Raw genomic sequence first — 25965 nt, 5'->3', positions numbered from 1 at the left:
CCCACAGTTTGAGTGGCGTCAGACTTTGAATTGACGCAGCAGGCCGTCGAGCTGCTCGCTCAACCCGCGCAAGTGTGCGCTGGCCACGCTGGACTGTTCGGCCGCCACTGCCGTGTTGTGGGACAACCCGGCGGCCTGGGTCACGTTCTGGTTGATGTCCTCGACCACGTGGGCCTGTTGCAGGGTGGCGCTGGCGATCGAGGCATTCAGGCCATTGAGGTTGCGCAGGGCCTGGCCGATGGCGGTGAGGCTGGCCCCGGCCTGGCCGGCCTGTTCGATGGTCAGTTGCGACGCGCTGTGGCTGTCGCTGATGACCTTGACCGCCGCTTCCGAGTGACCTTGCAGACGCTCGATCATGACCTGGATTTCAGCAGTGGATTTCTGCGTGCGTTGGGCCAGCAGCCGTACTTCGTCCGCCACCACCGCAAACCCGCGGCCTTGCTCACCGGCACGCGCGGCTTCGATGGCGGCGTTGAGGGCGAGCAGGTTGGTCTGGTCAGCGATGGAGCGGATCACTTCGAGCACGCCACCGATCTGCGTGCTTTCGCTCGACAGGGTGCGAATCACTTCCACGGCCTGGCTGATGGTGGTGGACAGTTGGTCGATCTGCTGCAAGCTGCTGTCGATGTTCACTTGGCCTTGCTCGGCCTGGGCCTGGGCATCGCGCATTTCGCTGGCGGCGTGCTCGGCATTCTTGGCCACGTCCTGCACGCCGTAGGTGACTTCATTGACCGCGGTGGCCACCAGTTCCATCTGTTGCGACTGTTGCTGGCTGCGGTCGTGGGCCTGGCTGGCGTTGTTGCCCAGCTCAGTGGAGGACTGGCCCAGCGCATTGGCGCACATCTGCAACTGGCCGACGACGTGGCGCAGCTTGGCGGTGAAGCTGTTGAAGTGCTGGGACAGTTGAGTGACTTCGTCACGGCCATGGGTGTCGAGGCTGCGCGTCAGGTCGCTCTCGCCGCTGGCGATATTGGCCATGGCATTCACGGCGGCCTGCAGCGGGCGCACGATGCTGCGCACAATCAACGAGACCAGCAGGGCCATGACCACGGCGATGCCCAGGCCGACACCCGAGGCTTTCCACACTTGCGCGTTGAATTCGGCTTGCACGTCATCCACATACACGCCGGAGCCGATGATCCAGCCCCACGGTTCGAACAACTGGATATACGAGGTTTTTTCTATCGGCGTATCGGCACCCGGCTTCGGCCAACGGTAATTGACGATACCGGCACCCTTGGCCTTGGCCAGGCTCACGAACTCGTTGAATATCGCAAAGCCGTCCGGGTCGCGAATCGACGAGAGGTTCTGGCCATCGAGCTTGGGGTTGGCCGGGTGCATGATCATCACCGGCGTCAGGTCGTTGATCCAGAAATATTCGTCTTTGTTATAGCGCAGGCCGCGCACCGCGCTCAGGGCTTGTTTTTGTGCCGCTTCACGGGGCATGACGCCGCTGGTTTCGAGGCTGTGATAAAACGTCAGGATTCCACTGGCGGTCTGTACGACGTGTCGGGTCTGCAGGCTTTTGGCTTCATAGAGGTCGTCATGGATCTGTTTGAGCATCAGCAAACCCAGGGCCAACAGCATCAACACGGCAACTACCAGGATCAACCAGAGACGGCGGCTGATCGACATATTGCGTAAACTGTTCATCGTCCTGTCACTCCGTGCTTTTTATAATTGTCGGCGCTGCATCGACTTTTACGCCTTGTCTGATAGGCTTTCGGCCTGAAATCGAAAAACCTGAGTACTGCCTGATTTTTCACGGAATTTTTGCAGACCGGCGTTGATTATCAGCACCGGGCCTTTTTGTGCGCTCGTCGTCAGTGAACCATTAAAAAGACTAACGAGGCTTGTCTTAGAACAAGACCTTTGGGGGACGTATGGATTTGTGGACCGCCGCACAGGCGTTGATACTCGGCGTGGTAGAAGGGCTGACGGAGTTTTTGCCGATCTCCAGTACCGGCCACCAGATTATCGTCGCCGATTTGCTCGACTTTGGTGGCGAACGCGCCATGGCGTTCAACATCATCATTCAGCTCGGTGCGATTCTGGCGGTGGTCTGGGAGTTTCGCCGCAAGATCCTCGACGTGGTGACCGGTTTGCCGACCCAGCGCAATGCACAGCGCTTTACCGTCAACCTGCTGATCGCGTTCCTGCCGGCCGTGGTGCTGGGGGTGATTTTCGCCGACCTGATTCACCATTACCTGTTCAACCCGATCACCGTCGCCACGGCGTTGGTGGTGGGCGGCATCGTGATGTTGTGGGCCGAGCGGCGCGAGCATGAAGTGCATGCCGAGAGCGTCGATGAGATCAGTTGGAAGGACGCGCTCAAGGTCGGTTTTGCCCAGTGCCTGGCGATGATCCCGGGCACCTCGCGCTCGGGCTCGACCATTATCGGCGGCCTGCTGTTCGGCCTGTCGCGCAAGACCGCCACCGAGTTTTCGTTCTTCCTGGCCATGCCGACCATGGTCGGTGCGGCGGTGTATTCGGGCTACAAGTACCGCGACCTGTTCCAGCCGGCTGACCTGCCGGTGTTTGCCATCGGGTTTGTCACCTCGTTCATCTTCGCGATGATTGCGGTCAAGGGCCTGCTCAAGTTCATCGCCAGCCATAGCTATGCGGCATTTGCCTGGTATCGGATTGCATTCGGCTTGCTGATCCTGGCGACCTGGCAGTTTGGCTGGATCGATTGGTCCGCGGCCAAGGCATGATGATTCAGCACCCACGCCTGAAGGCGCTGATCTTTGCGCTGTTGTGCGCGGCGCCGTTATTGGGCTCGGTATTGGTGTGGCATCGCGGCGAGACCGTACTGCCGCTGGCGGCCTATGGCGTGGTCAGCGTGATCGCGTTTTTGCTGTACTGGAGCGACAAGCACAAGGCGCGCACCGACGCTCGGCGCATCCCCGAAAACATCCTGCACGCCGTCGAGCTGGCGGGCGGATGGCCGGGGGCGCTGATTGCCCAGCAGGTGTTCCGGCACAAGACGCGCAAGGTCTCGTATCAGGTGCTGTTCTGGGCAATCGTGCTGTTGCATCAGGTGTTCTGGCTTGACCAGTTGTTCCTCAGCGGCACGCTGGGGTCAGTCCTCTAGCAACAACCCGACCTGCGTGCGCTTGGGCAACTTGCTCACCACCAACTGGTGAGAGCGCTGCAACAGGCCACGCAACTCCTCGGTGCCCAGCGGGTAGGGCGTGTTCATGATGATCCACTGCGCGCGCGCCAGGTACGGCGCCGGGTGGATGCCCGGGCGGTCCACATGGCCGAGGAACAGTTCCTTGTCGACCTTGAACGCCAACGAGTCACCCCGCAGGTTCTGCAAGGCGAACATCTTGTTGCCGGCAATCGAAAACACTCGCACGCCACCCCATTTATAGTCTTCCCGCGCGCCGGGCAGGCTCAGGCAGAAGTGCGCGACTTGTTCTTCGGTCATGCTCATAACAGGCGGTCTCCACAGCTTTTAAAGCCTTCTTCCAGGTAATCGATCCACGCGCGAATCGCCGGCAGCACGCCACGGCGATGCGGGTACACGGCCTGCAACCAGCCGCCCGGCAGCGACCATTGCGGCAGCAGTTGCACCAGTTGGCCGCTGGCCAGTTCTTCTTCGCAATACATCATCGGCAGCACGGTGAAGCCCAGGCCCTTGAGTGCGCTGGCTTTGCGCACGATGAAATCATCGATGCCCAGGCGGGCTTCCATCACCAGGTCTTCGGCGTTGCCTTGGGGGTCGAGCAGGCGCAGGTGGACCATGCGGTCGGCTTCCAGGGCGCCGAGCACCGGCAATTGCTTGAGGTCGTCGAGGTTGTCGACCTGTCGGCCGCGCATGAAGTCCGGGCTGGCGACCAGCAGCGTCTGGGCCTGGCGCAGGCGCTTGGTGACCAGCAGCGGGTCTTCATCGCCGAGCTCGCGCACCCGCAACGCCACGTCAATGCCTTCGGCCACCAGGTCGACGCGGCGGTTGACCAGGGTCATTTCCAACTGCACCTGGGGGTGGGCGGCGAGAAACCCGGCGACCAGCTCCGGCAGGATGTGCTGGGCCATGCCCACCGGGCAACTGACCCGCAGCCGCCCGCGGGGTTCGCTGGACATGCTGGCCACGGCCTCGTCGGCCATTTCCGCTTCCAGCAGCATCGCCTGGCAATGGCGCAGGTAACGCTCGCCGACGGCGGTCAGGGTCAGTTGCCGGGTGGTGCGCTGCAGCAGACGCGCGCCAAGGCGTTCTTCCAGCTCGGCGATCCGCCGCGACAGGCGTGACTTGGGAATCCCCAGCAGGCGCCCGGCCGCCGCGAAGCCGCCGGCTTCCACGACTTTGGCGAAATAGTAGAGGTCGTTGAGGTCTTGCATGCTCAGCCTATTGTCCTGTCAGTAGGACGAACTATCGCATTTCAACTACCTTATCGGCTATTGGTTTCATGCGTAGGCTTAACACCATCTGATTCGCACCGCTGATCTTATTTGGAGCTTACCCATGAAACTGTTGCACATCGATTCCAGCATCCTCGGCGACAACTCGGCTTCGCGCCAGCTCAGTGCCGGCGTGGTCAAGGCCTGGCAAGCGGCCGAGCCGGGTGTGGAAGTGACTTACCGTGACCTGGCCAGCGAAGGCATCAACCACTTCTCCGGCGCCACCCTGGCTGCGCTGGGCACGCCGGCCGAACTGCGCGACGCCGCGCAGCAGCACGAAGCCGACCTCAGCGCGTCGACCCTGGCTGAGTTCCTCGCCGCCGACGCCGTGGTGCTGGGCGCGCCGATGTACAACTTCACCATCCCGTCCCAGCTCAAGGCCTGGATCGACCGCATTGCAGTGGCCGGCCAGACCTTCCGCTACACCGAAGCCGGCCCGGAAGGCCTGTGCGGCAACAAGAAAGTCATCATCGTCTCCACGTCCGGCGGCCTGCATGTTGGCCAGGCAACCGGCGTGGCCCACGAGGAATACTTGAAAGTCATGCTGGGCTTCCTCGGCATCACCGACATCGAATTCGTCCGCGCCCAGGGCCTGGCGTATGGCGATGAGTTCCGCAGCAAGTCCCTGAGCGACGCCAACGTTGTCATCAACGAACAATTGTTCGCCGCCGCGTAAGGCTTGTGTAAATTTCGCTGTTGCTCGGTTTCAATCTGAAGCCGGGCGCCTAAACTCTGTATTCTGCTCGCCTGAACGCGACCGGAGTACGGAGTTTTTTCGTTGGCCCGCTGTTTTTACTTTGGCCCAGGTTATGCACGCATGGGTTTATCACTCGGTGCGAGTACCTTGAACCATGGACATCTTGAATAGACATGCCGGTTATCGCGCAGCAAAGGTGGACATCCTCATGATGCGTCTTTGTGCTGTTTTGGTTCTTTCCCTGCTTGGTGGCCTGGTTTCAGTGCACGCCGCGCCTGCGCCGCACCCGCATTGGAGTGTGGGCTTCCACCGCATGAGTTTTCTCGACCCGCTGGATCTGCAGCCGATGAATGCCATCGCGTTCTATCCGTCCACCGACGTTGAGCACACCACCCGGGTGGGTGGGTATCACGTGGCCGCCACGGAAGATTCGAAGATCGCTATCGGCCGTTTCCCGATGCTGATGCTGTCCCACGGCAACACAGGGACGCCGCTGGCCCTGCATGACCTGGCGACCTCCCTGGCGCGCAAGGGCTTTGTAGTCGTGGCGGTGCTGCACCCCGGCGACAACTACAAGGATCACAGCCGCCTGGGCACGTTGAGCAACCTGTATGGGCGGCCGATCCAGATTTCCGAAGCGATCACCGCGACCCTGGGCGACCCGATGCTGTCACCGTTCGTCAACGTCGACCAAGTGGGTGTCATCGGCTACTCGGCCGGTGGCGAAACCGCGTTGATCCTGGCGGGCGCCAAGCCCGATTTCGACCGCCTGCGCCGCTATTGCCAGGAGCGTCCGGAAGACCGCGACGCCTGCACCACCAAAGGCGAGCTGGTGGTGGACCGTGATGACCTGCAGCCACAAGCCGACCCACGTATTCACGCGTTGATGTTGATGGCGCCGCTGAGCTTGATGTTCGGGCGCCACACCCTGGCCGACGTCCACGTGCCGGTGCTGCTCTATAGCGGTGATGGCGACAAGCTGGTGGCGGTGGACAAGAACGCCGCCGCCCTGGCGCGCAAGCTGCCCGAACCGCCGGACTTCAAATTGCTGGCCGGGGCCGGGCATTTCGTGTTCATGGCGCCCTGCGACAGCGATCAACTGGCGCTGATGCCGGCGATCTGCACCGATGCCGATGGCGTCGACCGCGAAGGCATTCACCGCGATCTGACCTCCGAAGCCGGGCGCTTTTTCGCTCACACCCTCGGGCGATCCACCCGTGCCGGCCTGCAGACGGCGGATCAGTAAGCGCGACGTTTGAGCAGCACGGTCACGCCCAAGGCGCTGAGCGACAGCAGTGCGGCGCAGAAGAAGATCCAGCCGTAGCCGAGGTTCAACGCCACCGCCCCCATCAAGGGCCCGGCAATCGCCAGGGCCAGGTCGAAAAACACGGCGTAGGCACTCAGCCCCGCGCCACGGCTGCTGTTGGGCACCTGCTTGATCGCTTCCACGCCCAGCGCCGGGTACACCAGCGACAAACCGAAGCCGGTCAGCCCTGCACCGATCAATGCCACGCCGGTAGACGGCGCGAGCCACAACAGCGTCAGGCCCAGGGTCTCGATGATCATGCACCCAATCGCCGCGCGGAAGCCGCCAAAGCGGCTGATGGCCGAGATAAACACCAGGCGCGAAACGATGAAACACACGCCAAATACCGTCAGGCAATAGGCCGCGCCTGCCCAGCCGCGATTGAGGTAATACAGGGTGATAAAGGTGGTCAGGGTGCCGTAGCCGATGGACGCCAGACACAGGCTGGCGCCAAACGGGGCGATACGCCCGAACACCGCCCAGAACGGCAGGCGCTCGCCGCGGACCACCGGCACGGACGGTTTATTGCGGATCAGCACCAGGCCCAGCGCCGCCAGCACCGACAGGGCGATGCCAAGGCTGTTGTAGCCGTATTCGGCGACCATTACCACGCCCAGCGGCGCGCCAATCGCGATGGCGCCGTAGGACGCAATGCCGTTCCAGGAAATCGAGCGCCCCGTATGCTCGGCGCCGACCTGGCCCATGCACCAACTGATGGTGCCCACGCCAATCAGGCCCTGGGCCACGCCGAGCAACAAACGAGCGACGATCAGGATGCCCAGGCTCAACAGCGGCAGGCTTTGCAGCAGTGTTGCCAGCAGCGTCAGCCCGCCGCTGGCCAGGATGCCGCCCAGGCCGAGCACGATTGCGCGTTTGGTGCCCACGTTATCGGACATGCGCCCGGCCATGGGGCGGCTGAGCAGGGTGGCGAGGTATTGCGAACCGATGGTCAGCCCGGCCACCACCGCACTGAAACCCAGTTGCTCGTGTACGTAGCCTGGGATCACCGCGATCGGCAGGCCGATGCAGATAAAGGCAATAAAGGTGTAGAAGACGATGGAGACGATCTGCAGGGTGATCGACAGTGAACTCGGGGCGGCGGCAGACATGAGCACTCGTTCGCGGGCGGGCGGTGAGGGCATCATCGCAAGGGCTCGGGGGAAAAGAAAGCACCCTAACTATCAACCCGGCTGACCGACAGATACAAAAAAGCCCCGTCGCAGTGGACGGGGCTTTTTCTTGTCGCTAACAGCTGATCGCAGTGCTTAGAAGACCACGCCTTGGCTGCGCAGGTAGTCGTCATAAGTGCCGCTGAAGTCGATCACGCCGTTGGCGCTCAACTCGATGATGCGGGTGGCCAGGGACGATACGAACTCACGGTCGTGGCTGACGAAGATCAGCGTGCCCGGGTAGTTTTCCAGTGCCAGGTTCAGCGCTTCGATGGATTCCATGTCCAAGTGGTTGGTCGGTTCGTCCATGATCAGCACGTTCGGCTTTTGCAGGATCAGCTTGCCGAACAGCATGCGACCTTGTTCGCCACCGGAGATGACCTTGACCGACTTGAGGATCTCGTCGTTGGAAAACAGCATGCGCCCCAGGGTGCCGCGGATCACTTGCTCGCCCTGTGTCCACTGGCCCATCCAGTCGAACAGGCTCATGTCGTCTTCGAAGTCGTGGGCGTGGTCCTGGGCGTAGTAGCCCAGTTCGGCGGCGTCGGTCCACTTGATGCTGCCGGCATCCGGGGTCAGTTCGTTGACCAGGGTACGCAGCAGGGTGGTCTTGCCGATACCGTTCGGGCCGATGATCGCCACGCGCTCGCCGGCTTCAACCTGAAAGCTGAAGTCCTTGAACAGCGGCTTGCCGTCGAAGCCTTTGGCCATGCGATCGACGATGACCGCCTGGCGGTGCAGCTTTTTGGTTTGTTCGAAACGGATGAACGGGCTCACACGGCTCGAAGGCTTGACCTCGGCCAGCTGGATCTTGTCGATCGCCTTGGCACGGGAAGTGGCCTGCTTGGCTTTCGAGGCGTTGGCCGAGAAGCGGCTGACGAAGGATTGCAGTTCGGAGATCTGTGCTTTTTTCTTGGCGTTGTCCGACAGCAGTTGCTCGCGGGACTGGGTCGCCACGGTCATGTACTCGTCGTAGTTGCCCGGGAACAGGCGCAACTCGCCGTAGTCCAGGTCAGCCATGTGGGTACATACGCTGTTCAGGAAGTGACGGTCGTGAGAGATGATGATCATCAGGCTGGAGCGCTGGGTCAGGATGTTTTCCAGCCAGCGGATGGTGTTGATGTCCAAGTGGTTGGTCGGTTCGTCGAGCAACAGCACTTCAGGGTCGGAGAACAGCGCCTGGGCCAGCAATACGCGCAGTTTCCAGCCGGGGGACACTTCGCTCATCGGGCCGAAGTGCTGTTCCAGCGGGATACCCAGGCCCAGCAGCAGTTCACCGGCGCGGGATTCGGCGGTGTAGCCGTCCATCTCGGCGAACTCGGTTTCCAGCTCGGCCACGGCCATGCCGTCGTCTTCGCTCATTTCCGGCAGCGAGTAGATGCGATCGCGCTCGGCCTTGACCTTCCACAGTTCTTCGTGACCCATGATCACGGTGTCGAGCACGGTGAATTCTTCGTAGGCGAACTGGTCCTGGCGCAGTTTACCCAGGCGCACATTCGGTTCCAGCATGACCTGGCCACCGGACGGATCCAGGTCGCCACCGAGGATTTTCATGAAGGTCGACTTGCCGCAACCGTTGGCACCGATCAAACCATAACGGTTACCGGCGCCGAATTTGACCGAGACATTCTCGAAGAGCGGCTTGGCGCCGAACTGCATGGTGATGTTAGCTGTGGATATCAATTACTTTACCTATCAATAGCTTAGGGTGCGCTTATTTGAGCTGGGACCAATTTGGGACCAATCTGGAGCTCTTCCGATTCGCTCCAGTCCGAGCTTGGGTTGATCCAACGCGCATAAGTCGAGAGCAGCATCTGCGCACGATGGCCGAGCTGCTGGGAAATGAAGGCGGGGTTCATGCCAGACATACTGCATATTGTCGCATAGGTGTGACGACAGTTGTATGGCGGTCGATGACGGATGTTCAATGCTTTCGGTGTTGGAACCCACTACGGTGCAGGTCGGTCGTCTGCTTCACGCACTCCGAGTGCGTCGGTGGCGAGAAAATCAACGGCATTTTCAAGTCGGATAAAAGGTCCAGTCGGAGTCGCAACTTTTTGGGCAGAGCGAAACGCGTACCGCTCAGTTGCTGCCGCATAAGTGAATCCCCGTTTAACCACACGTAGTCGATCGAGCAGAGTCGTATGGCTGGCTAAACCAGCGACTTTTGAATTTGATGATCAAATGTCTCTAGAAAGTCGTGCATGCTGAGTTCTCCGAGATCTACGGTTTTAGCGCCGCCGGCCGCGATAAAGGTCACGTCAGTGATACCCAGGACGTTCAGGATCAGTTTCAAATAGTGGGTCGCAATGTCACGGTCTTTAATCGGCGAGTCGTCGGTATATACACCTCCCGAGGCGAGCAGCACTGTTGCTTTTTTACCGGTCACCAGTCCTTTGCCATCAACGCCCAGGGTCAGGCCTTTACGCACCACATGATCGACCCAGGCCTTGAGTGCCGCAGGGACGTTATAGTTGTAGACGGGTGTTGAAATAACCAAGTGATCGGTTTCCAGCAACTCGGCCGCAAGTTCATCGGATAGTTGCAACACCGCTTTCATTTCAGGCGAATGTTGGGGGGCGGGGGTGAAGTAAGCCTGTAACCAGGGAGCTGTCACGAAGGCCAGCGGGGTGTCCGTTAGATCCCGTATTTTGATGGCACCTTTAGGGTGCGCAGCTTTCCAGGCGGCCACGAAGCGGCGAGTGAGCTGTCGGGAAATCGAAGCATCCCCACGTGGGCTGGTTTCAATGGTGAGAAGCCTGGACATGAAAGTAACTCCTGCGCGGTGAGGGGGCGGTATGTTTTGCGTTGTCGCGGTAGGCGATGTGCGACACACTCTACCCAATGCGATCTATAAGCAGGAGTGATGTAAATATGATTGAGTCCATCTGTTTAAGTGATGGAGCATGATCGGAAATCTCAGCCTGGATCAATTGCGGATCCTTGTAACCATTGCCGATACAGGTAGTTTTTCGGCCACGGGACGTCACCTGCGGCGCGCTCAATCTGCCATTAGCCAGTCGATTGCCACGCTTGAGTCAGTTCAAGGTGTGAGGCTGTTTGATCGCAGCGGTCATCGTCCAACGCTCACTGAGGTCGGTAGAGTGCTGGTGGTTCAAGCGCGCGCCGTGCTGGCGAGCGCTGCCCAATTTGAAGCAATGGCTGCAAGTACTGCAGCAGGGGTTGAGCCGGAGTTGGCGCTCGCCATAGACCCTTTAGTCCCCAGCGCCCCGCTCATCGAAAGCCTTGGCGCGCTCCGTGAGGCTTTTCCGCATCTGGCCGTGAGTTTCTCTACAGAAGGCTTAGGCGGCGCTGAGCGCCGATTGCGCAACGGCGATGCGGCACTGGCGCTTTGCACATTGATCCCGACGGTGCCCGACGATATCACCGCGCTGGCGCTGCTCAGCGTCGACTTGAGGCCAGTCGTCGCCAGCGGGCACCCCTTGGCCATGTTAGGCCGCCGGGCAACACGGGCAGACCTCAAGCCCTATGTGCAACTGGTGCTTTCCGATCCGGTTTCTCCCGACGGCCCTAGCTATGGGGTGACGGGCAGTCACCAGTGGCGGTTTGTCGATTTGGCACGGCGCCTGGATTTCTTACTCGCCGGGTTCGGTTGGTGCCGAATGCCAGAGCATCTGATTGCGGATCATCTGGCTTCAGGGCGCCTCCGGCCGCTTGAGTTAACCGCCGAACTTCAACGCACACCAGACACGCTTACGATCTATGCCGCGCACATGCAAAATCGCTCTTTAGGCAAAGCAGGCCGATGGTTGCTGAATGACCTGACCCGTCGTCTGTGCCTGTGAGGGTACGAAGATGACCGAGGTCGGCGGTTTGGTGACCTGGGCCGAGAGATAAGTTCGGCCGCAGGCGAGGGTTTCATCTGACGGGCAATTGGCTTATTTTCCGTAGCTCACTGTAACCGACTTTCTGGAGACGCAATGGACATGCCCTCAGCCCAACAGGCGATTGCCAGTAACAAGGACGCCTGGGACGAATCCGCCCGGCTGCACAAAGACACGGATACCTGGAGGACGCTGCTGGCCTCGGTCGCCGAACCGGATTTTTCGTGCCTGGACCCGACTCTCACCGCCTTGTTGCAAGATGTCGGTGTTGCCGGCAAAGACGTGGTGCAACTGTGTTGCAACAACGGCCGCGAAAGCTTGTCGTTATTCGGCCTGGGCGCACGCACGGTCGTCGGCGTGGACCAATCCCGTGCCTTTCTCGATCAGGCTCGGGAACTCGCGGCGCTCTCACCCTACAGCCCGGAATTCATCGAAACCGAGATCCACCATTTGCCCGAGCGCTTGCACGCACGCTTCGATATCGCCCTGGTGACCATCGGCGTATTGGGCTGGATGCCGGATGTGGCGCGGTTCATGCGCCAGGTCGCCACAACGCTGAAGCCCGGCGGCACCCTGGTGATGTACGAAACCCACCCGTTCCTGGAAGTGTTCGACCCGCTGGCAGCCAATCCGCTGTTGCCTGCCAGTTCGTACTTCCAGCGTGAGCCTTTTGTGCTGCAAGAGTCGATCGTCTATGAAGGGCAGAGCGCAGTCGCGGGGCCGACGTCCTACTGGTTTGTACACACGCTGGGCAGTGTGGTCAGCGCAGCGATTGCGGCGCGGTTGCAGATCGCTCATCTGCAAGAGTACCCGCATTCAAATCGCGAAGAACTCTACGACCAGTACGAGGATCAGGCGGCCCAGTTGCCGCTGTGTTTTACCCTGACGGCGACCAAGCGCCTGCCCTGAGCTGTTTTGCGCGTAAAAAAAGCCCGCCGGGGGAGGCGGGCTAAGGGATTCACTGGAGTAGGTAGGCTTCACCCTATAGACCGGAAGGTGAATGCTTTGTGAAAATCCCGTCGCAAGTTCAGATGGGCGCGGGGCTCAGGATCGACGCACGAATGTACGCATTGTCTGCCCGGGGCCGGTGCTGAATACACACGGTCGCGGCATGCCTTCATCCGCCGCGATGAATACGAACTCGTCTCCTTCCAGGCGGTAGCTGGCCGGCAGCAGCTTGCCCGCGTCATCCCCCATGGCATCGATCCAGGTGATGCTTTTGGGATGGGTGGTGCTGTCCAGGAAGAATCGGCCGGCCAGTAGTCGTTTGCCATCAACGGTGAGCACTTCAAAGTGGTCGTCGGTAATGGCGGTGATTGCACCGGGGGCGCTGTGGGCGTCGGGTGGGTTGAGTACGCCGCTGTCTTCGAGCGAGACCTGCTGCCATGTGCCCTGCAGGGCTTGGTAGTCCGAGTCGGAAATGGATGTCATACAAATTCCTTTTTGTTGGAGCTCATAGGCTGAATAGCGCGACCGAACGGTCAGAAAAAGCCGGGTATATACAGGTTTATCCGTAGGAAGCTTCGTGTTATCAGGCTTTTATCGCGATTTTTTCGAGTGAGAGCAGCTATTTAACAAACTTTTGACTACTCTTGTGACAAGAATATTCCTACTTGATGAACGCCAGTGGCAATGATCGCTTGAATGAAGGGAAACAAACTTTAATAGCGTGGGATTTTTCGGCTGACTGAGTGGTCAGATAGCGATTGGTTAGCCTGCTCTGTGGGCTTCAGGGCGTTGTCCCTGATTCTTTACTGGGGTATTCAGGTTTTTGACGGTGGTGGCCGTTTAGTATCATTTTTAAGGTGCTTTCATTTTGAATCGAACTTCCCCGCATACTGTTTCTAGCTCTTCAGATGAAATCGACCTGCTTGAACTGTTTCACTCGATTTGGCAGCAAAAAAAACTGGTAGTGGGGTGTACGATTCTGGCGGGCGTGCTGGGCGTCGGTTATGCCTTCCTGGCGCCGCGGACATATGAGGTCAGCAGTGTCTTGCGCCCGGCGGCGATCAATGAACTGGATGCATTGAACCGTTCCGAAGTCTACAAGTTGCCACCGGCCGATGCGTTGTCGAAGGTGGGCGCGCAGTTGGACTCTTATGAGGCGAGGCTGGGCTTTTTCAGATCCCATGAGCAATTGTTCACTGCGTTCCAGAAGCCTGGGCAAAGCCTGGAGCAGAGTTTTGAAGACTTCAACCGCAACTCGGTCAACTTGATTCTGCCGGACCCGAAAAAGTCAGACTCGTTGAGCAGTTATATCCGCCTGGAGTTGCAGTACCCGAACGATGTGGACGGTGTGGCGATTCTGAACGGCTTTGTCGACTACGCCATTGCGGCGGAGCGCGAACAAGTCGGTGCGGACCTCAAGGTGATCGTCAACAACCGCCTGAATGAACTCAAAGGCAAGATCGACGCTGCGCGCGCCAACTACGATACCGATAAGGAATCGAAGATCGCCAAGCTGTTGGAAGATGACCGACTCAAGCGCGCCCAGTTGCAAGATGAACTCAGTGCCCTGCGCCTGCAGATGAAAATGGAGCGTACCAACCGCCTGGCAGAGCTGTCGGAAGCCATTGCCATCGCCAAGTCCATGGGTATCAAAACGCCGACCACGCCATCGTCCATGGCGGATGCCGCACGAGGCGGTTCGAGCCAGGTGATGCGTACCGAGGTCAACAACCAGAAGATCCCGCTTTACTTCCTCGGCACCGAGGCCCTGGAGGCCGAGCGCGTTGCGCTACAACAGCGGACCAGCGACGACTTTACCAACCCTCGCGTCGCCGAAATCGGCAAGGAGTTGCAACTGCTGGAGGTCAACCGTGAGGTTGAAGTGCTGCGCAAGCGTGGGAATGAAGACATCTTCCTGCAGGATGTTGAACCGCTTCGTGCTGAAGTTGCGCGCTTGCGTAACCTCAACATCGACATGAGCAACCTCAAGCTGGTCACCGTCGACCGCCGCGCCCAGGAGCCACTGGCGCCGATCAAACCGAAAAAAGCCCTGGTGATCGCCTTGAGCCTGGTCGCGGGGTTGATCCTCGGCTTGTTCGTCGCACTGGTCCGCCATTTTGTGCTGACCCGGCGCGAAACCGTGCCTTATTCGAGCTTGGAAGACGGGCGCTTTTCCCGGCGTGAGCGCAAGGATGATCAGCCGCTGCCGTAACGTTTAATGCGCAAGGGCTTGTCCCATGACAAGCCCCCGTGCCCCCCTCCAATTACAATCAGTGGACAGCTTTTCACAATTCTTAGTTAACCTTTAGTTACAAATTGTGGCTAAATATCGGGCGATGGTTATGAACCGAAGGGCTATCCGCCGGTCGTGCCGCCTATATGTGAATTGTGATTTCATGTGCTGCTATCCAACCTCGGCCGTCGTGGGCCCGCAGGAGCAGCCTGTTTTCTCCTGACTTGTGACGAAATCCATTGAAACTCATTATTGTTTTCCTCTACGTTGCCTCTATTGCGTATGTCCACCTGCGTGGCCGGGTGCGGCATAAACTGAGACGCCAGCTCAGCGATCACTCTACGTTCCTGGCGCCGATCAACTGCTTTCTCTACTTATTCTCCAAGCTACCCAGCCGACCGTATCTCTCACCCAGCGACTTCCCGGACCTGAGCCCACTGCAGGAGCATTGGGAAGAAATCCGCCAGGAAGCCCATACCCTGATGCAGGCGGGCGCGATCAAGCGTTCGGACCAATACGACGATGTTGGTTTCAACTCGTTCTTCAAGTCGGGTTGGAAGCGCTTCTACCTGAAATGGTATGGCGACAGCCACCCCTCGGCGATGAAGCTGTGCCCGCGCACCACCGAGTTGCTGCAGAGCATCGGCTCGGTCAAGGCCGCGATGTTCGCCGAGTTGCCGCCGGGCTCCAAGCTGGTGCGCCACCGCGACCCTTACGCCGGTTCCTATCGCTACCACTTGGGCCTGGATACCCCCAACGATCCGGGGTGCTACATCAATGTGGACGGCGAGAACTACTCCTGGCGCGACGGCGAACCGGTGATGTTCGACGAGACCTATATCCACTACGCAGAAAACGCCACCCAGAAGAACCGCATCATTCTGTTCTGTGACGTCGAGCGGCCGATGAAGTACCGCTGGGCGGCCGCGTTCAACCGCTGGTTCAGCCGCACGGTGATGGCTGCCGCCGGCGCGCCGAACGACGCGGGCGACAAGACCGGCGGCCTGAACCGTGCGTTTAGCCGCTTGTACAAAATCCGCCTGCGCGGCAAGGAACTCAAGAAGCGTAACCGCACGCGCTACTACCTGGAAAAGTGGGCGATCTTCGCGGTGCTTGCACTGATCTTCATCCTGATCTGAACCTCGACGTGGCGCGACTCACTGCGGTGGCGTCGCGCCCAACGTGTCCCACATCTGTTTGCTGAGCCTCTGCCTGTTGGCATAACCGGCCCACGGGTCGCCCTTCAAACCCTGCAACCGCTGTTGCAGGTTGGCGACCGTCCACTGCTGGGCACCGCGCAACCCCTTCAACTCCTCGCGCCTGACCGGCACCGACACCGGCAGGCCGGGGCGTGCGCGCACTGAATAGGCCGCCACCGTACTGGCACCGCGCGCGTTACGCAGGTAATCGATGAAGATCTTGCCCTGTCGATTCTTCAGCCCGGAGGTGGCGGTGAAGCGTTCCGGCAGGCGTTGAGTCATGAACTGGGCGATCGCTTTGGCGAAGGCTTTCACGGTGGCCCAATCATCGCGGCGCGCCAGCGGGATCATCAGGTGCAGGCCTTTGCCGCCGCTGGTCTTGACGAAGGCTTGCAGGCCCAACTCGTCGAGCACCGACAAGGTCAACTGCGCCGCCTCCAGCATGGCTTTCCACGGCAGGGCCGGATCGGGGTCGAGGTCGAGGACGAACAGGTCCGGGGTTTCGATCTTGTCCGAGGTGGCACCCCAGGTGTGCAGTTCGACGGTACCCATCTGCACCGCACCGATCAGGCCGGCGAGGCTGTCGATCTGCATCAGGCGCGCATGGTCAGGGTCCAGGCGCTGGTCCAGTTGCTTGATATGGGGAATCGCCAGGTGCTCCGAGTGCTTCTGGAAAAATTGCTCGCCGTCGATGCCCTCCGGCGCCCTCAGCAAGGAAACGGGGCGGTGACGCAGGAAGGGCAGCAGCCATTCGCTGATGCTCTGGTAAAACTGCGCCAGTTGCAGCTTGCGGGTGCCGCTGGCGAGATCGATGACGCGCTCGGCATGGGTGATCTGCACACCGGCGAGGGTGACCGACGCGGCGGTTTTTTGCGGCGCGGGCGTGGGCCTGGCGTTCGCCACGCAGGCACCGCTGAGCACGCTTTGCGGCTGGGCTTCGGTGATGTCGTAGTCGCTGGTCGGGCGGGCGTGCCGGTCGTTTTCCTTGATCAGCAGCCACCGTTCCTTGTCGCCGCTGCCTTTGAGGTGGGTGCGTACCAAGACCCAATCGCCTGAGAGTTTTTCGCCGGCCAGGGTGAATTCCAGTTTGCCGGCGGCGTAGGCGGTTTGTGGATCGTCGTGGGGGTGCCAAATGCCACGGTCCCAGACGATCACATCGCCGGCGCCGTATTGGCCGGCCGGAATGCTGCCTTCGAAACTGCCGTAGCTCAAGGGGTGGTCTTCGACTTGCACCGCCAGGCGTTTCTGGCTGGGGTCGAGGCTGGGGCCCTTGGGCACCGCCCAGCTCTTGAGCACGCCATCGAGCTCAAGGCGCAAGTCGTAGTGCAGATTGCGTGCGTCGTGCTTCTGGATCACGAACGTCAGCGCCGATGCATTGCGCTGCGCGCCCGACGCGGCGCCGGAAGGTTCGGCGGTGATCTTGAAGTCGCGTTTGCGGTTGTATTCGCTCAGGGGCTTTGCCATATCGTGCTCCCTACCTTGGTCGGCTCAAGAGGCCTTTTCGCTGGCTTTTTACACACCTTGCACCCGTGCGATCGCGGGCGTGGAAGTTGCGGTGCGCGGATGCTCGGACAGAACGTGTTACATCTGATGAGAAACTATTTAGTTACCAAAGGCGAACCCAAAGCGTAGCGTGGTATCGAAAGCACGTACTCCTCGTCCCAAGAGGCTTTGTCATGATCACCTGTGTGCGACATCTTGCAGCGTTGGCGCTAGGCCTGGCACTTTGCGCCAGTGCCCAGGCGCAAAACCTGCCCGGCAGCAATGACGCCAACAATAGCCCGATCCACCGGGCCAATCCCAACAGTATGCAGGGCACCCAGCCCAATGCGCCGGCGATTCGCGGCATCCAGACCGGGCCGACCACGCGCACGCCGACCCTGGAAAACGGCGGCATCGGCAATCGCTATCCGCAACGCCAGGCTGCGCCCAGCCGCCCGGCGACGGAAACCAAAGCCCCCACGGTTGACGCCAACGGCAATCGCCGGCCTTGAGCGCCGGTAAGGACCCCGTCTTATGTCTCTACGCAAAACCCTGCTTGCCGCATGTTGCGCAAGCGCCTTCTTGCCGCTGACAACGCTGTATGCCGCCGAAGCCCAGCAGTTTCCCAGCGAACAAGGCAGCATCAGCGCCACGCCGATCGCCAAAGGCCTGGATCATCCGTGGGCCGTGGCGTTTTTACCGGACAAACAGGGCTACCTCGTCACCGAGCGTCCCGGCCACCTGCGGGTCGTCAGCCCGGATGGCAAATTGTCGGCGCCGCTGACCGGCGTGCCTGAGGTCTGGGCCAAGGGCCAGGGTGGTTTGCTCGATGTGGTGCTGTCGCCGGACTTCAAGCAGGACCGCCTGGTGTACTTGTCATATGCCGAAGGCGGCGGCAAGGGCGGCACAGCCGGCACTGCGGTCGGTCGCGGGCGGTTGGCGGATGACCTGAGCGGTTTGCGCGACTTCAAGGTGATCCTGCGCCAGGAGCCCAAGCTCTCCACCGGCAATCATTTCGGCTCGCGCCTGGCCTTTGACCGCGACGGCTACCTGTTCGTCACCCTGGGTGAAAACAACGACCGGCCCACCGCCCAGGACCTGGACAAGCTGCAAGGCAAGGTGGTGCGGATCTACCCGGACGGCCGCGTGCCGGATGACAACCCCTTTGTCGGGCAGCCGGGCGTGCGCCCCGAAATCTGGTCCTACGGCCAGCGCAATCCGCAGGGCCTGGCGTTGAACCCGTGGAACGGCACGCTCTGGGAAAACGAGCACGGGCCGCGTGGCGGAGATGAAATCAACATCATCGAACGCGGCAAGAACTACGGCTGGCCCATGGCGACTCATGGCATCAACTATTCGCTGACACCGATCCCCGAGGCCAAGGGCAAGGTGGTGGACGGTACTGTGGCGCCGCACCATGTGTGGGAGAAATCCCCGGCGATCAGTGGCATGGCATTCTACGATGCCGACCGCTTCCAGGCATGGCAGCACAATCTGTTCATTGGCGCCCTGGCCAGCCGGGAGCTGATTCGCCTGCAGTTCGACGGCGACAAGGCGATCCATGAAGAGCGCTTGCTCGGCGGCTTGAATGCGCGGATTCGCGACGTGCGGCAAGGGCCGGATGGCTTTTTGTATGTGTTGACCGATGAGGATGATGGGGTGTTGTACCGAGTGGGTTTGAACCAGGATTGAGCAATAAGCCGCAAGCTTCACGCTTGCGGCTACAGGCTAGAGTCCCAACTCCGACAGCCCCGGATGATCGTCCGGACGCCGCCCCAGCGGCCAATGGAACTTGCGCTCGCTGTCCTTGATCGGCATGTCGTTGATGCAGGCAAAACGGTTGGCCATCAGGCCGTGCTGGTCAAACTCCCAGTTTTCGTTGCCGTAGGAACGGAACCAGTTACCCGAGTCGTCGTGCCACTCATAGGCATAGCGCACCGCGATACGGTTATCGCTGAACGCCCACAACTCCTTGATCAACCGGTAATCCAACTCCTTGGCCCATTTGCGGCTGAGGAAGTCTTTGGCTTGTTCGCGGTTGTAGGCGAATTCAGCGCGGTTACGCCATTTGGTGTCCAGGGTGTAGGCCAGGGACACCCGATGCGGGTCGCGGGAGTTCCAGCCGTCTTCGGCCAGGCGGACTTTTTCGATGGCCGACTCGCGGGTAAACGGCGGCAGGGGTGGGCGGGTTTCTGCAGGGGATGACATTGGGCGGCTCCTTAAAACAATAAGGGTTGATCGAAAGTTGCGATGCCTGTGGGCTTAAAGCCCCAATAACGTTCGTGCCATGGATTGCGCCGTATCCGCTGCGATGGCATCGCCCGTCACCAGGGCCACGGTAATGGCGCCATCGATCAGGATCAGCAGTTGCGCGGCCTGCCGTTGCGGCTCGGGCGTGCCATGGGCTTGACACAGTTCGAGCAGGTACTCGAAGAGTTTGTGTTTATGCGCCTTCGCCAGCAGGCGTACCGGGGCTTGCGGGTCGCCGGTTTCGCCGCTGGTGTTGATGAATGCGCAGCCGCGAAAGTCCGCCGAACCGAACCAGGCCTTGAGCGCGTCGAACACGGCGAGCAGGCGCTCGCCGCTGTCTTCACGGCGTTCCACCTCGGCCCGCAGCCAGCGCATCCAGCGCGCGTCGCGACGTTGCAGGGCCGCGATCACCAGTTCGTCCTTATTGGCGAAATAGCGGTAGATGCTCTTTCGGGAGACACCGGCGGTTTTCACCAGGAAGTCCATGCCAGTAGCGGCGATGCCGTGGCGATAGATCAGCTTCTCGGTGACGTCGAGGATAATGTCGCGGGTAATATCGTTCATGTGTCATACAGTAGAACGATCGTTCTTCTTTCGCAACAAGGTTTTTCACTGACTGGCAACGAGACCTGAGCACCCCCATGGTGTAAGCTCTGGGCCTCTTCGGATTCGACCCATTGCGAGCCTTATGCCGTCGTTCTTCAAACGTTCCCTGTTGCCCAAACTGCGCGCTTTCCCACTCTCCACCGAGGCGATTGAGGTGCTGTCCGGCGCCGCTGCGTTTCGTCGTTGCCTGCTGGAGAAAATTTCCCAGGCTACCCAACGCATCTATATCGTCGCGCTGTACTTGCAGCAGGACGAGGCGGGGCAGGAGATCTACGACGCCTTGCACGCCGCCAAGGCCGCACGCCCGGAGCTGGACATCGTGGTGCTGGTCGATTGGCTGCGCGCCCAGCGCGGGCTGATCGGCGCCGGTAAACAGCCGGGCAACAGCGCCTGGTACCAGGCCATGACCCAAAGCCATGCCACCGAGGTGCCGGTCTACGGCGTGCCGGTGCAGACCCGCGAACTGTTCGGCGTGTTGCACCTCAAGGGCTTTGTGATCGACGACAGCGTGCTGTACAGCGGCGCCAGCCTGAACAACGTGTATTTGCACAAATTCGACAAGTACCGTTTCGACCGTTACCACCTGATCCACAGCGCACCGCTGGCGGATTCGATGCAACACCTGGTGGAGCACGGGCTGATGGCATCCAAGGCCGTGCATCGCCTCGACTTGCCCAACCCGCCGACGACCCGCAGCTTGCGCAACGATATCGGCGACCTGCGCAGCCGCCTCAAGCACGCGGCCTACGACACCACCAGCGGCCAGTTGCCCAACGGCCACCTGTCTGTCAGCCCCTTGCTCGGCGTCGGTAAGAACAACCCCCTGAGCCGGGTGATCCTCGAACTGATCGCCAGCGCCCAGCATCAACTGACCATTTGCACGCCATACTTCAACCTGCCGCTGCCGGTGACCCGGGAAATCAACCGCGCCCTGGCGCGCGGGGTGAAGATCGACATCATCGTCGGCGACAAGACCGCCAACGACTTCTACATTTCGCCCAGCGAGCCGTTCAAGGTGATCGCGGCCTTGCCGTACCTCTACGAGATCAGCCTGCGCCGCTTTGCCAAGCGCCATCAGCCGATGATCGACAGCGGCCAGTTGAACCTGCACCTGTGGCGCGACGGCGACAACACTTACCACCTCAAAGGCATGTGGGTCGACCAGCGTTATACGTTGCTGACCGGCAACAACCTCAACCCACGCGCGTTCCGCCTTGACCTGGAAAACGCCTTGCTGATCGATGACCCCAAGAGCGAGTGGCTGGAACCCCGGCGCACCGAGCTGGCGCAGATTTTCCAGCACACCACGCGCATCGAAGGTTATCAGCAGTTGCAGACCCTGGTGGATTACCCGCAGGCAGTCGGCAAGTTCCTGCGCCGCGTCAGCCGCGTGCGGATCGAGCGGTTGTTGTATCGCATTCTGTAACACGGGCATCGCGCAACGAACTCTCTTGCTGCCTTCAAAGCCTTGAGAGTTCGCCTACACGCAGCGCTGGCCCAGGCGGGTATGTTTTCTCTCGACAGTTCTTAAGGACAAGAACTCTTGCCATTCACTGGTAGAGAGGAACTAGAAATGTCGCCCGTCTCCCCAATCCTTCATGCCCGTTCGCCAATTCCGCTGGCGCTGAGCGCCGCGCCGGCGCCGATTGGCAGCATCATCCCCGAAACCGTTGTGCGCAACCGGCGCGCGGCGCCATCCGATCTACCGGCCAGTGCGGCGCCGCCATGGACCTTGCAGCCAGCCCCGGCCACGTCGGCGGAGGCCGATCATCAGTTACACACGGCGTTGAGCACCTCGGCCCTGCGTCAGTTAGCAGACTCGAGCGTCCAGATTCCCCATGGCGCCACGATTCGTCCAGGCTTCGAGGCGCTGCGCAGTGCCTTCAATACCGCCGAGATGCGGGCCTGGGTCGCCAGCAAAGGGATGGCCCTGGATACCGTCGTGGTCAAACCCGACTCGGTCAGTGGTTGGGTCGTCGACAGTGGGGTAGCGACACAAAAGACCTTCACCTTGAACGACACCTCGGGATGGTGGCAGGTCAGCACCAGGCTGCGCGCCGCCGCTGCCACCCTGGATGTGGCCGGCAACGGGCTTGCGTATGTGCATCCCGAGAGCGAAGGCTTGTCTCGCAACGCGGTGTTGCAGGGGTATGGTATGACCCCGCCGCACACCGCCGACGAACTGCACACCGTGCGCCAGGCACTCTCGACGGCGGATTGGTCTGCCTTGTCGCCGGAGGTCAAGGGGCGCCTGGAGCAGCGCAACCTGAGGGCTAGAAAAGTCATCGACGTGATGGACGAGCGCGTGCATCTGGCGGGCACCTTGAGTGAGCGCGTGCGGCACCTCTCCGATGAAGACGAGGTGCTGCTGGCCGACGTGCAAACGCCGATCAGCCGCACCTCGTCGCTGGCGATTGACGGCGCCGAGCAGGCAACGGTCAGCGAGGTGCTGGCGTCCCATGGGTTGTCGGTGCCGAAGACGGCGCGGGAGGTGCGCAATATCCTGCGCTGGCTCGACGCTGCGCTGCCACCAGCGCCGGCGCTGGGGGACTATACGCAGTTGATCGCGCGTCAGTGGGCCCCTGGCGTCTTGTCCGACGCCGACAAACGCTTCGTGGCGGAGTTGAGCGATGACGATACTCCTGGCAACAAGCCTGCGGTGAACCTGCTGCGCGTCCTGGATATCCGCGGGGTGCTTGCTCTCAACAGCGCAGGCACCTTGCGCGCCGACGCTGATCGCTTCCTCGAGCAGGTCCTGAACAGCCCCGTGGCGTTGAACTGGGGCAGGGCCGTGGCGCGCAATCGCCGGTTCCAGGGCGCGTCCGGCAGCGATCAACTCTCGACGCTCGAGGCCAAGCAGTGGGTGCTGGCGGCCATCATGCTGCAAATCGACCCCGACGCCCCGGGACGCCCCGGGACCATTGCCGGCTATGACATCTACCAACCTGCCAACAATGGGCGGACGCTGGCCTCGGTACGCACGGATATCGAAACGCACCTGTGGAAAAAAACCTCACTGGACCCCAAGGTCGCGCCCCTGTTGGCCCACCTGTTTCTGGCCGCTGCCGCCCCTGAGTTTCTGATTCGGGATGTTCCTTCCACGCTGCGCATGGGGTCTGCGGAATGGGCGGATTTGCGCCTGGGTGTGACCTTTGCCGAACGTCAAGGCGGCGCGGGCAGCTCGCGGGCGATGAGTTACCCGGAAATCATGGCGCTTGCCCGACTGGATGCACGCACTGCGGACGAGGCGGCAGTGCTGGATAACCACGGCGTCGACGTGTTGCTGGACTGGGGCTTGATGCAAGGGGTTTACGCCAAGACCGCCGACGGTCGCTATACACCGCAGCACTACGAGCAGGCCAGTGAAGCCTTTCAGGCCCAGCGCGAGCAACTCCTGCAGGCCCTGATGGCGTTCAAGACGCCGCTGCCGACACGCCGGGACCAGGCGGTCGCGAACCTGCAGAAGGTGTTCCCGGAACTCAGCGGGCCCCAGTTGCAAGCGTTGCAGGTCTACGTTGCGGACCCGGACGAGCGCCGCAACATGAAGGTCTCGGAACCCAAGATCCGTTCGCTGATCGAGACCTATATGACAGGCGACCTGGTCAGGGACCGCTGGATGCTGCTGGAGGCTGACACTCCCGGCGCCACTGGCGCTGCAAGAACGCCCTTTTCAAACGCACGCCCAAGTCGCACCGAACAAGCCGCCATCGTCAAAAACGTGCGCGCCCTGAATGCCAGGATCAACCGTTTGCCCAGCCTGCCGGGGCAAGTGGTGAGCGAAGTCGACGGCTACCTGGCGAGCCTCAAGCAAGGCTTGGGCATTACCACCAAGCGCATGATCGCCAACTTGCCCCTGGCTGATCGCCAGGCCCTGGAGTATGGCGCCGTCGAGCTGTTTACCCTGCGCGAACAGATCGACGGGGTGCCCACACTGGACCAGACATCCGCGCAAGTCGAAGCGCGACGAGGGCGCAAAGGCACGCTGATCCGCTGTGACTACAACGGGGAGATCAGCTACTTTGAAGTGTTCCCGGCCAAGATGATGATCGTTAAGCGCACGGACTTACCCGAGCAACTGGTGCTGGGCGGCACCCTCGAAGAGACGCAGCGCACCTACGGACGTTGGGCGCCCTCGACGGTCCTGTTGCAGAACGGCGCAGTGGAGCCGTTCGACTTCACCGCCTACACCTCCGATGCCTTGCCGCGATCGGACGTTTCGTCCGCCGGCATCATTATCGATAAGCTCGGTGATACCTTGCCGGCCGCTCCCGCGGCTGCGAATGGCCGCGTGAGCGCGGCGGTGCCCAACAGCTTTGCATCGCCCCGCAGCCAAACGATTGTCGACCGGATCCTGCAGGGCAATTTCATTCATCACCGCGACAGTGTGCTCAAGTATGCCCAGGGCCAATTACCCCTTGAGCAACAACGAGAAGTGTCGCAACGCAACGACAGTATTTTGCTGAGCATGATTCCGTTTGTCGGGGCCATCGTGGACCTGGCCAAGGGCAATATCATCGAGGGTACGCGGGGCTTGTTGATCGATACGGCCGGTGCGTTTCTAGGTGGCGCGGGAACGGCGGTGCGCTCGTTGGTCAAATCCACCAAGGTTGTCGCGCCTTTTGGCGCCAAGGCGTTCCGCGTGCTGGAAAAGGGCGTGAGCGTGGTCAGCGCGTTTTTGAATCCGGTAGATGGCGCTGCCGATCTGTTGGTCAACAGTGCCAAAGGCGTGCTCGCCTTGCCTCGCGCGTTGAACAGCGCGCCCAACGTGTCGGCGTTCGCGAACATGCTCGCGGCGCAGGAAAAGTTGCGCACATTCTTCGGCGTACACGCGGCAATAGATCGCGCGGTGGCAACGCACAATGGGCACCATCAAGGCGTGCCCATTCGAGCGGTGCAGATGGGCGCGCATTGGTATGCGGCCAATCCTGAAAGCGGCTTGCCGGTCGGTACGCCGTTGGAGGGGTACCGACCGTTGAGCGAGACCTAGAGGGCTCAGTTCAAACCCAGTTTGCCGCGCAGGGTCGACAGGTCTTCAGCCAGGGTATTGACCGGGCCGACCAAGGCTTTGCGGTCGTTTTCCTTGACCTTGTCGTAGGTCTGGAAACCGCCGTCCGCCGTCTTGTACTTGGCCAGGATCGTGTCCACGCTGGCGAAGTTCTTGTCGACCTTGGCCAGGAAGGCCGTGTCCTGTTTCTCGATCTGGCCGCGGAACAGGTCGACGATTTTCTTCGCGCCGTCGATGTTGCCCTGGAAGTCATACAGGTCGGTGTGGCTGTAGCGGTCTTCCTCGCCGGAAATCTTGGTGGCGGCGACTTCTTCGAGCAGGGCTGCGGCGCCGCCCACGACTTTTTCCGGCGGGAAGGTCAGGCCGGCCACGCGCGTCTGCAGGTCCTTGACGTTGTTGTTCAGGCCGTCGGCCAAGGCGTCGAGGCCGTGGGTGGTGTTTTCGGCGAACAGGCTGTACTCGATACGGTGAAAGCCGGTGAAGTCGTCGGCTTTCACGCCTTTTTCGTGGTCGTCGACCCGCGAGTCGATGGCCGCGTCGAGGTCGCTGAACAGCTCGGCGATCGGTTCGATAGCCTCATAATGCACGCGGGTCGGCGCATACAGCTGCTTGGCGGTGGCCAGGTCGCCTTTTTTCACCGCGTCGGTGAACGCCTGGGTCTGGGTCGCCAGCTCAGCGATTTGTTCGGTGACGTAGATCTTGTAGTCCGACACCGGGCCTACCAGGTCCAGCGGCGCCGTGGCGGCGAAGGCCGCCAGGGGGGAGAGGGTGATTAACAGCGACAGCGCGAGAGTCGACTTGTTCATGGGACAGTTTCCGCT

At 60.9% G+C, this 25965-nt stretch carries 23 protein-coding genes and 1 pseudogene; 12 read left to right on the top strand and 12 right to left on the bottom strand.

Translation table 11 applies throughout. The features are described from left to right. Positions 1 to 18: 18 nt before the first annotated feature. Entirely contained in the window at positions 19 to 1653 is a 1635-nt protein-coding gene (locus tag ACVWZP_RS07440; protein ID WP_079443668.1) for a methyl-accepting chemotaxis protein, read from the bottom strand. Positions 1654 to 1883: 230 nt separating this feature from the next. Between ACVWZP_RS07440 and ACVWZP_RS07435 the strand changes: the two genes are divergently transcribed. Together ACVWZP_RS07435 and ACVWZP_RS07430 are read left to right on the top strand one after the other, a co-directional pair. Beyond that, complete coding sequence (locus tag ACVWZP_RS07435) at positions 1884 to 2714, top strand: undecaprenyl-diphosphate phosphatase (protein WP_046383218.1); 831 nt, start codon at positions 1884 to 1886, stop codon at positions 2712 to 2714. After that, positions 2711 to 3094 carry a DUF1294 domain-containing protein gene (locus ACVWZP_RS07430; RefSeq protein ID WP_017847254.1) on the top strand — a complete coding sequence of 128 codons (384 nt, stop codon included), beginning with the start codon at positions 2711 to 2713 and terminating at the stop codon, positions 3092 to 3094. Before ACVWZP_RS07435 ends, ACVWZP_RS07430 begins: the two co-directional genes overlap by 4 nt. Here ACVWZP_RS07430 and ACVWZP_RS07425 read toward each other — a convergent pair. Together ACVWZP_RS07425 and ACVWZP_RS07420 are read right to left on the bottom strand one after the other, a co-directional pair. Further along, positions 3083 to 3439, bottom strand: a complete 357-nt coding sequence (locus ACVWZP_RS07425) for an MmcQ/YjbR family DNA-binding protein (RefSeq protein WP_046383220.1) — start codon at positions 3437 to 3439, stop codon at positions 3083 to 3085. The two genes, ACVWZP_RS07430 and ACVWZP_RS07425, sit on opposite strands and share 12 nt — an antisense overlap. Next, the gene (locus tag ACVWZP_RS07420) at positions 3436 to 4344 is read right to left on the bottom strand and encodes a LysR substrate-binding domain-containing protein (protein ID WP_017847256.1); all 909 of its coding nucleotides are present in this window, start codon (positions 4342 to 4344) and stop codon (positions 3436 to 3438) included. Before ACVWZP_RS07420 ends, ACVWZP_RS07425 begins: the two co-directional genes overlap by 4 nt. Positions 4345 to 4468: 124 nt before the next feature. Between ACVWZP_RS07420 and ACVWZP_RS07415 the strand changes: the two genes are divergently transcribed. Further along, positions 4469 to 5080 (top strand): FMN-dependent NADH-azoreductase, encoded by a 612-nt coding sequence (locus ACVWZP_RS07415; protein ID WP_046383222.1) that lies wholly within the window; start codon positions 4469 to 4471, stop codon positions 5078 to 5080. A 229-nt stretch (positions 5081 to 5309) separates the two neighbouring features. Beyond that, the gene (locus ACVWZP_RS07410) at positions 5310 to 6347 is read left to right on the top strand and encodes an alpha/beta hydrolase family protein (RefSeq protein WP_026140063.1); all 1038 of its coding nucleotides are present in this window, start codon (positions 5310 to 5312) and stop codon (positions 6345 to 6347) included. Here the strand turns inward: ACVWZP_RS07410 and ACVWZP_RS07405 are convergent. From ACVWZP_RS07405 to ACVWZP_RS07390, 4 genes and pseudogenes are all read right to left on the bottom strand, one after another. Next, a complete protein-coding gene (locus ACVWZP_RS07405) occupies positions 6341 to 7516 on the bottom strand; it encodes an MFS transporter (protein ID WP_046383223.1) in 1176 nt (391 codons plus the stop codon). The genes ACVWZP_RS07410 and ACVWZP_RS07405 overlap by 7 nt on opposite strands. Before the next feature lie 156 nt (positions 7517 to 7672). Beyond that, on the bottom strand, positions 7673 to 9259 hold the full coding sequence (locus tag ACVWZP_RS07400; protein WP_026140064.1) for an ABC-F family ATPase: 1587 nt from the start codon (positions 9257 to 9259) through the stop codon (positions 7673 to 7675). A 20-nt stretch (positions 9260 to 9279) separates the two neighbouring features. Continuing rightward, positions 9280 to 9596, bottom strand: a pseudogene (locus ACVWZP_RS07395) (site-specific integrase); the annotation flags it as partial. A 132-nt stretch (positions 9597 to 9728) separates the two neighbouring features. Beyond that, positions 9729 to 10343: an FMN-dependent NADH-azoreductase gene (locus ACVWZP_RS07390; protein ID WP_457369615.1), complete on the bottom strand. Its 615-nt coding sequence runs from the start codon at positions 10341 to 10343 to the stop codon at positions 9729 to 9731. 139 nt (positions 10344 to 10482) lie between these two features. On the opposite strand from ACVWZP_RS07390, the gene ACVWZP_RS07385 reads away from it, so the two are divergent. Both ACVWZP_RS07385 and ACVWZP_RS07380 read left to right on the top strand, forming a co-directional pair. Next, entirely contained in the window at positions 10483 to 11382 is a 900-nt protein-coding gene (locus tag ACVWZP_RS07385) for a LysR family transcriptional regulator (protein ID WP_177031508.1), read from the top strand. 135 nt (positions 11383 to 11517) lie between these two features. Beyond that, complete coding sequence (locus ACVWZP_RS07380; RefSeq protein WP_046383226.1) at positions 11518 to 12330, top strand: class I SAM-dependent methyltransferase; 813 nt, start codon at positions 11518 to 11520, stop codon at positions 12328 to 12330. Between the two features lie 135 nt (positions 12331 to 12465). Here the strand turns inward: ACVWZP_RS07380 and ACVWZP_RS07375 are convergent, their stop codons facing one another. Continuing rightward, positions 12466 to 12852: a TIGR03067 domain-containing protein gene (locus ACVWZP_RS07375; RefSeq protein WP_457369614.1), complete on the bottom strand. Its 387-nt coding sequence runs from the start codon at positions 12850 to 12852 to the stop codon at positions 12466 to 12468. Positions 12853 to 13237: 385 nt separating this feature from the next. Between ACVWZP_RS07375 and ACVWZP_RS07370 the strand changes: the two genes are divergently transcribed. Both ACVWZP_RS07370 and lpxO read left to right on the top strand, forming a co-directional pair. Further along, the gene (locus tag ACVWZP_RS07370) at positions 13238 to 14581 is read left to right on the top strand and encodes an LPS O-antigen chain length determinant protein WzzB (protein ID WP_046383228.1); all 1344 of its coding nucleotides are present in this window, start codon (positions 13238 to 13240) and stop codon (positions 14579 to 14581) included. Positions 14582 to 14841: 260 nt separating this feature from the next. After that, on the top strand, positions 14842 to 15741 hold the full coding sequence (lpxO, locus tag ACVWZP_RS07365) for a lipid A hydroxylase LpxO (RefSeq protein WP_017847265.1): 900 nt from the start codon (positions 14842 to 14844) through the stop codon (positions 15739 to 15741). 18 nt (positions 15742 to 15759) lie between these two features. Here lpxO and ligD read toward each other — a convergent pair whose 3' ends face one another. After that, on the bottom strand, positions 15760 to 17265 hold the full coding sequence (gene ligD, locus ACVWZP_RS07360) for a DNA ligase D (RefSeq protein WP_457369613.1): 1506 nt from the start codon (positions 17263 to 17265) through the stop codon (positions 15760 to 15762). Positions 17266 to 17477: 212 nt separating this feature from the next. Between ligD and ACVWZP_RS07355 the strand changes: the two genes are divergently transcribed. Both ACVWZP_RS07355 and ACVWZP_RS07350 read left to right on the top strand, forming a co-directional pair. Continuing rightward, entirely contained in the window at positions 17478 to 17795 is a 318-nt protein-coding gene (locus tag ACVWZP_RS07355; RefSeq protein ID WP_017847267.1) for a hypothetical protein, read from the top strand. 22 nt (positions 17796 to 17817) lie between these two features. Beyond that, a complete protein-coding gene (locus tag ACVWZP_RS07350; protein WP_372813039.1) occupies positions 17818 to 18975 on the top strand; it encodes a PQQ-dependent sugar dehydrogenase in 1158 nt (385 codons plus the stop codon). Positions 18976 to 19011: 36 nt separating this feature from the next. On the opposite strand, the gene ACVWZP_RS07345 is transcribed toward ACVWZP_RS07350, so the two are convergent. Together ACVWZP_RS07345 and ACVWZP_RS07340 are read right to left on the bottom strand one after the other, a co-directional pair. Continuing rightward, positions 19012 to 19491, bottom strand: coding sequence for a nuclear transport factor 2 family protein (locus ACVWZP_RS07345; protein WP_046383231.1), 480 nt, complete (start codon positions 19489 to 19491; stop codon positions 19012 to 19014). 54 nt (positions 19492 to 19545) lie between these two features. Further along, on the bottom strand, positions 19546 to 20097 hold the full coding sequence (locus tag ACVWZP_RS07340; protein ID WP_457369612.1) for a TetR/AcrR family transcriptional regulator: 552 nt from the start codon (positions 20095 to 20097) through the stop codon (positions 19546 to 19548). Positions 20098 to 20221: 124 nt separating this feature from the next. On the opposite strand from ACVWZP_RS07340, the gene pssA reads away from it, so the two are divergent. After that, positions 20222 to 21565, top strand: a complete 1344-nt coding sequence (gene pssA / locus ACVWZP_RS07335; protein WP_017847271.1) for a CDP-diacylglycerol--serine O-phosphatidyltransferase — start codon at positions 20222 to 20224, stop codon at positions 21563 to 21565. Positions 21566 to 21712: 147 nt separating this feature from the next. After that, positions 21713 to 25126 (top strand): hypothetical protein, encoded by a 3414-nt coding sequence (locus ACVWZP_RS07330; protein ID WP_457369611.1) that lies wholly within the window; start codon positions 21713 to 21715, stop codon positions 25124 to 25126. Positions 25127 to 25131: 5 nt separating this feature from the next. Here the strand turns inward: ACVWZP_RS07330 and efeO are convergent, their stop codons facing one another. Then, entirely contained in the window at positions 25132 to 25950 is an 819-nt protein-coding gene (efeO, locus tag ACVWZP_RS07325) for an iron uptake system protein EfeO (RefSeq protein WP_017847273.1), read from the bottom strand. Between the last annotated feature and the right edge of the window lie 15 nt (positions 25951 to 25965).

The sequence above is a fragment of the Pseudomonas sp. TE36184 genome, from assembly GCF_054060055.1.
This window is presented reverse-complemented; position numbering and strand designations above follow the sequence as displayed.

Coding starts and splice junctions, on each gene's coding strand:
- ACVWZP_RS07390 (WP_457369615.1), bottom strand. CDS start 10,343: ATGTCCAGGCTTCTCACCATTGAAACCAGCCCACGTGGGGATGCTTCG.
- pssA (WP_017847271.1), top strand. CDS start 20,222: ATGCCGTCGTTCTTCAAACGTTCCCTGTTGCCCAAACTGCGCGCTTTC.
- ACVWZP_RS07355 (WP_017847267.1), top strand. CDS start 17,478: ATGATCACCTGTGTGCGACATCTTGCAGCGTTGGCGCTAGGCCTGGCA.
- ACVWZP_RS07425 (WP_046383220.1), bottom strand. CDS start 3,439: ATGAGCATGACCGAAGAACAAGTCGCGCACTTCTGCCTGAGCCTGCCC.
- ACVWZP_RS07405 (WP_046383223.1), bottom strand. CDS start 7,516: ATGTCTGCCGCCGCCCCGAGTTCACTGTCGATCACCCTGCAGATCGTC.
- ACVWZP_RS07440 (WP_079443668.1), bottom strand. CDS start 1,653: ATGAACAGTTTACGCAATATGTCGATCAGCCGCCGTCTCTGGTTGATC.
- ACVWZP_RS07415 (WP_046383222.1), top strand. CDS start 4,469: ATGAAACTGTTGCACATCGATTCCAGCATCCTCGGCGACAACTCGGCT.
- ligD (WP_457369613.1), bottom strand. CDS start 17,265: ATGGCAAAGCCCCTGAGCGAATACAACCGCAAACGCGACTTCAAGATC.
- ACVWZP_RS07420 (WP_017847256.1), bottom strand. CDS start 4,344: ATGCAAGACCTCAACGACCTCTACTATTTCGCCAAAGTCGTGGAAGCC.
- ACVWZP_RS07340 (WP_457369612.1), bottom strand. CDS start 20,097: ATGAACGATATTACCCGCGACATTATCCTCGACGTCACCGAGAAGCTG.
- ACVWZP_RS07430 (WP_017847254.1), top strand. CDS start 2,711: ATGATGATTCAGCACCCACGCCTGAAGGCGCTGATCTTTGCGCTGTTG.
- ACVWZP_RS07330 (WP_457369611.1), top strand. CDS start 21,713: ATGTCGCCCGTCTCCCCAATCCTTCATGCCCGTTCGCCAATTCCGCTG.
- ACVWZP_RS07435 (WP_046383218.1), top strand. CDS start 1,884: ATGGATTTGTGGACCGCCGCACAGGCGTTGATACTCGGCGTGGTAGAA.
- ACVWZP_RS07345 (WP_046383231.1), bottom strand. CDS start 19,491: ATGTCATCCCCTGCAGAAACCCGCCCACCCCTGCCGCCGTTTACCCGC.
- ACVWZP_RS07385 (WP_177031508.1), top strand. CDS start 10,483: ATGATCGGAAATCTCAGCCTGGATCAATTGCGGATCCTTGTAACCATT.
- ACVWZP_RS07410 (WP_026140063.1), top strand. CDS start 5,310: ATGATGCGTCTTTGTGCTGTTTTGGTTCTTTCCCTGCTTGGTGGCCTG.
- ACVWZP_RS07380 (WP_046383226.1), top strand. CDS start 11,518: ATGGACATGCCCTCAGCCCAACAGGCGATTGCCAGTAACAAGGACGCC.
- ACVWZP_RS07375 (WP_457369614.1), bottom strand. CDS start 12,852: ATGACATCCATTTCCGACTCGGACTACCAAGCCCTGCAGGGCACATGG.
- efeO (WP_017847273.1), bottom strand. CDS start 25,950: ATGAACAAGTCGACTCTCGCGCTGTCGCTGTTAATCACCCTCTCCCCC.
- ACVWZP_RS07350 (WP_372813039.1), top strand. CDS start 17,818: ATGTCTCTACGCAAAACCCTGCTTGCCGCATGTTGCGCAAGCGCCTTC.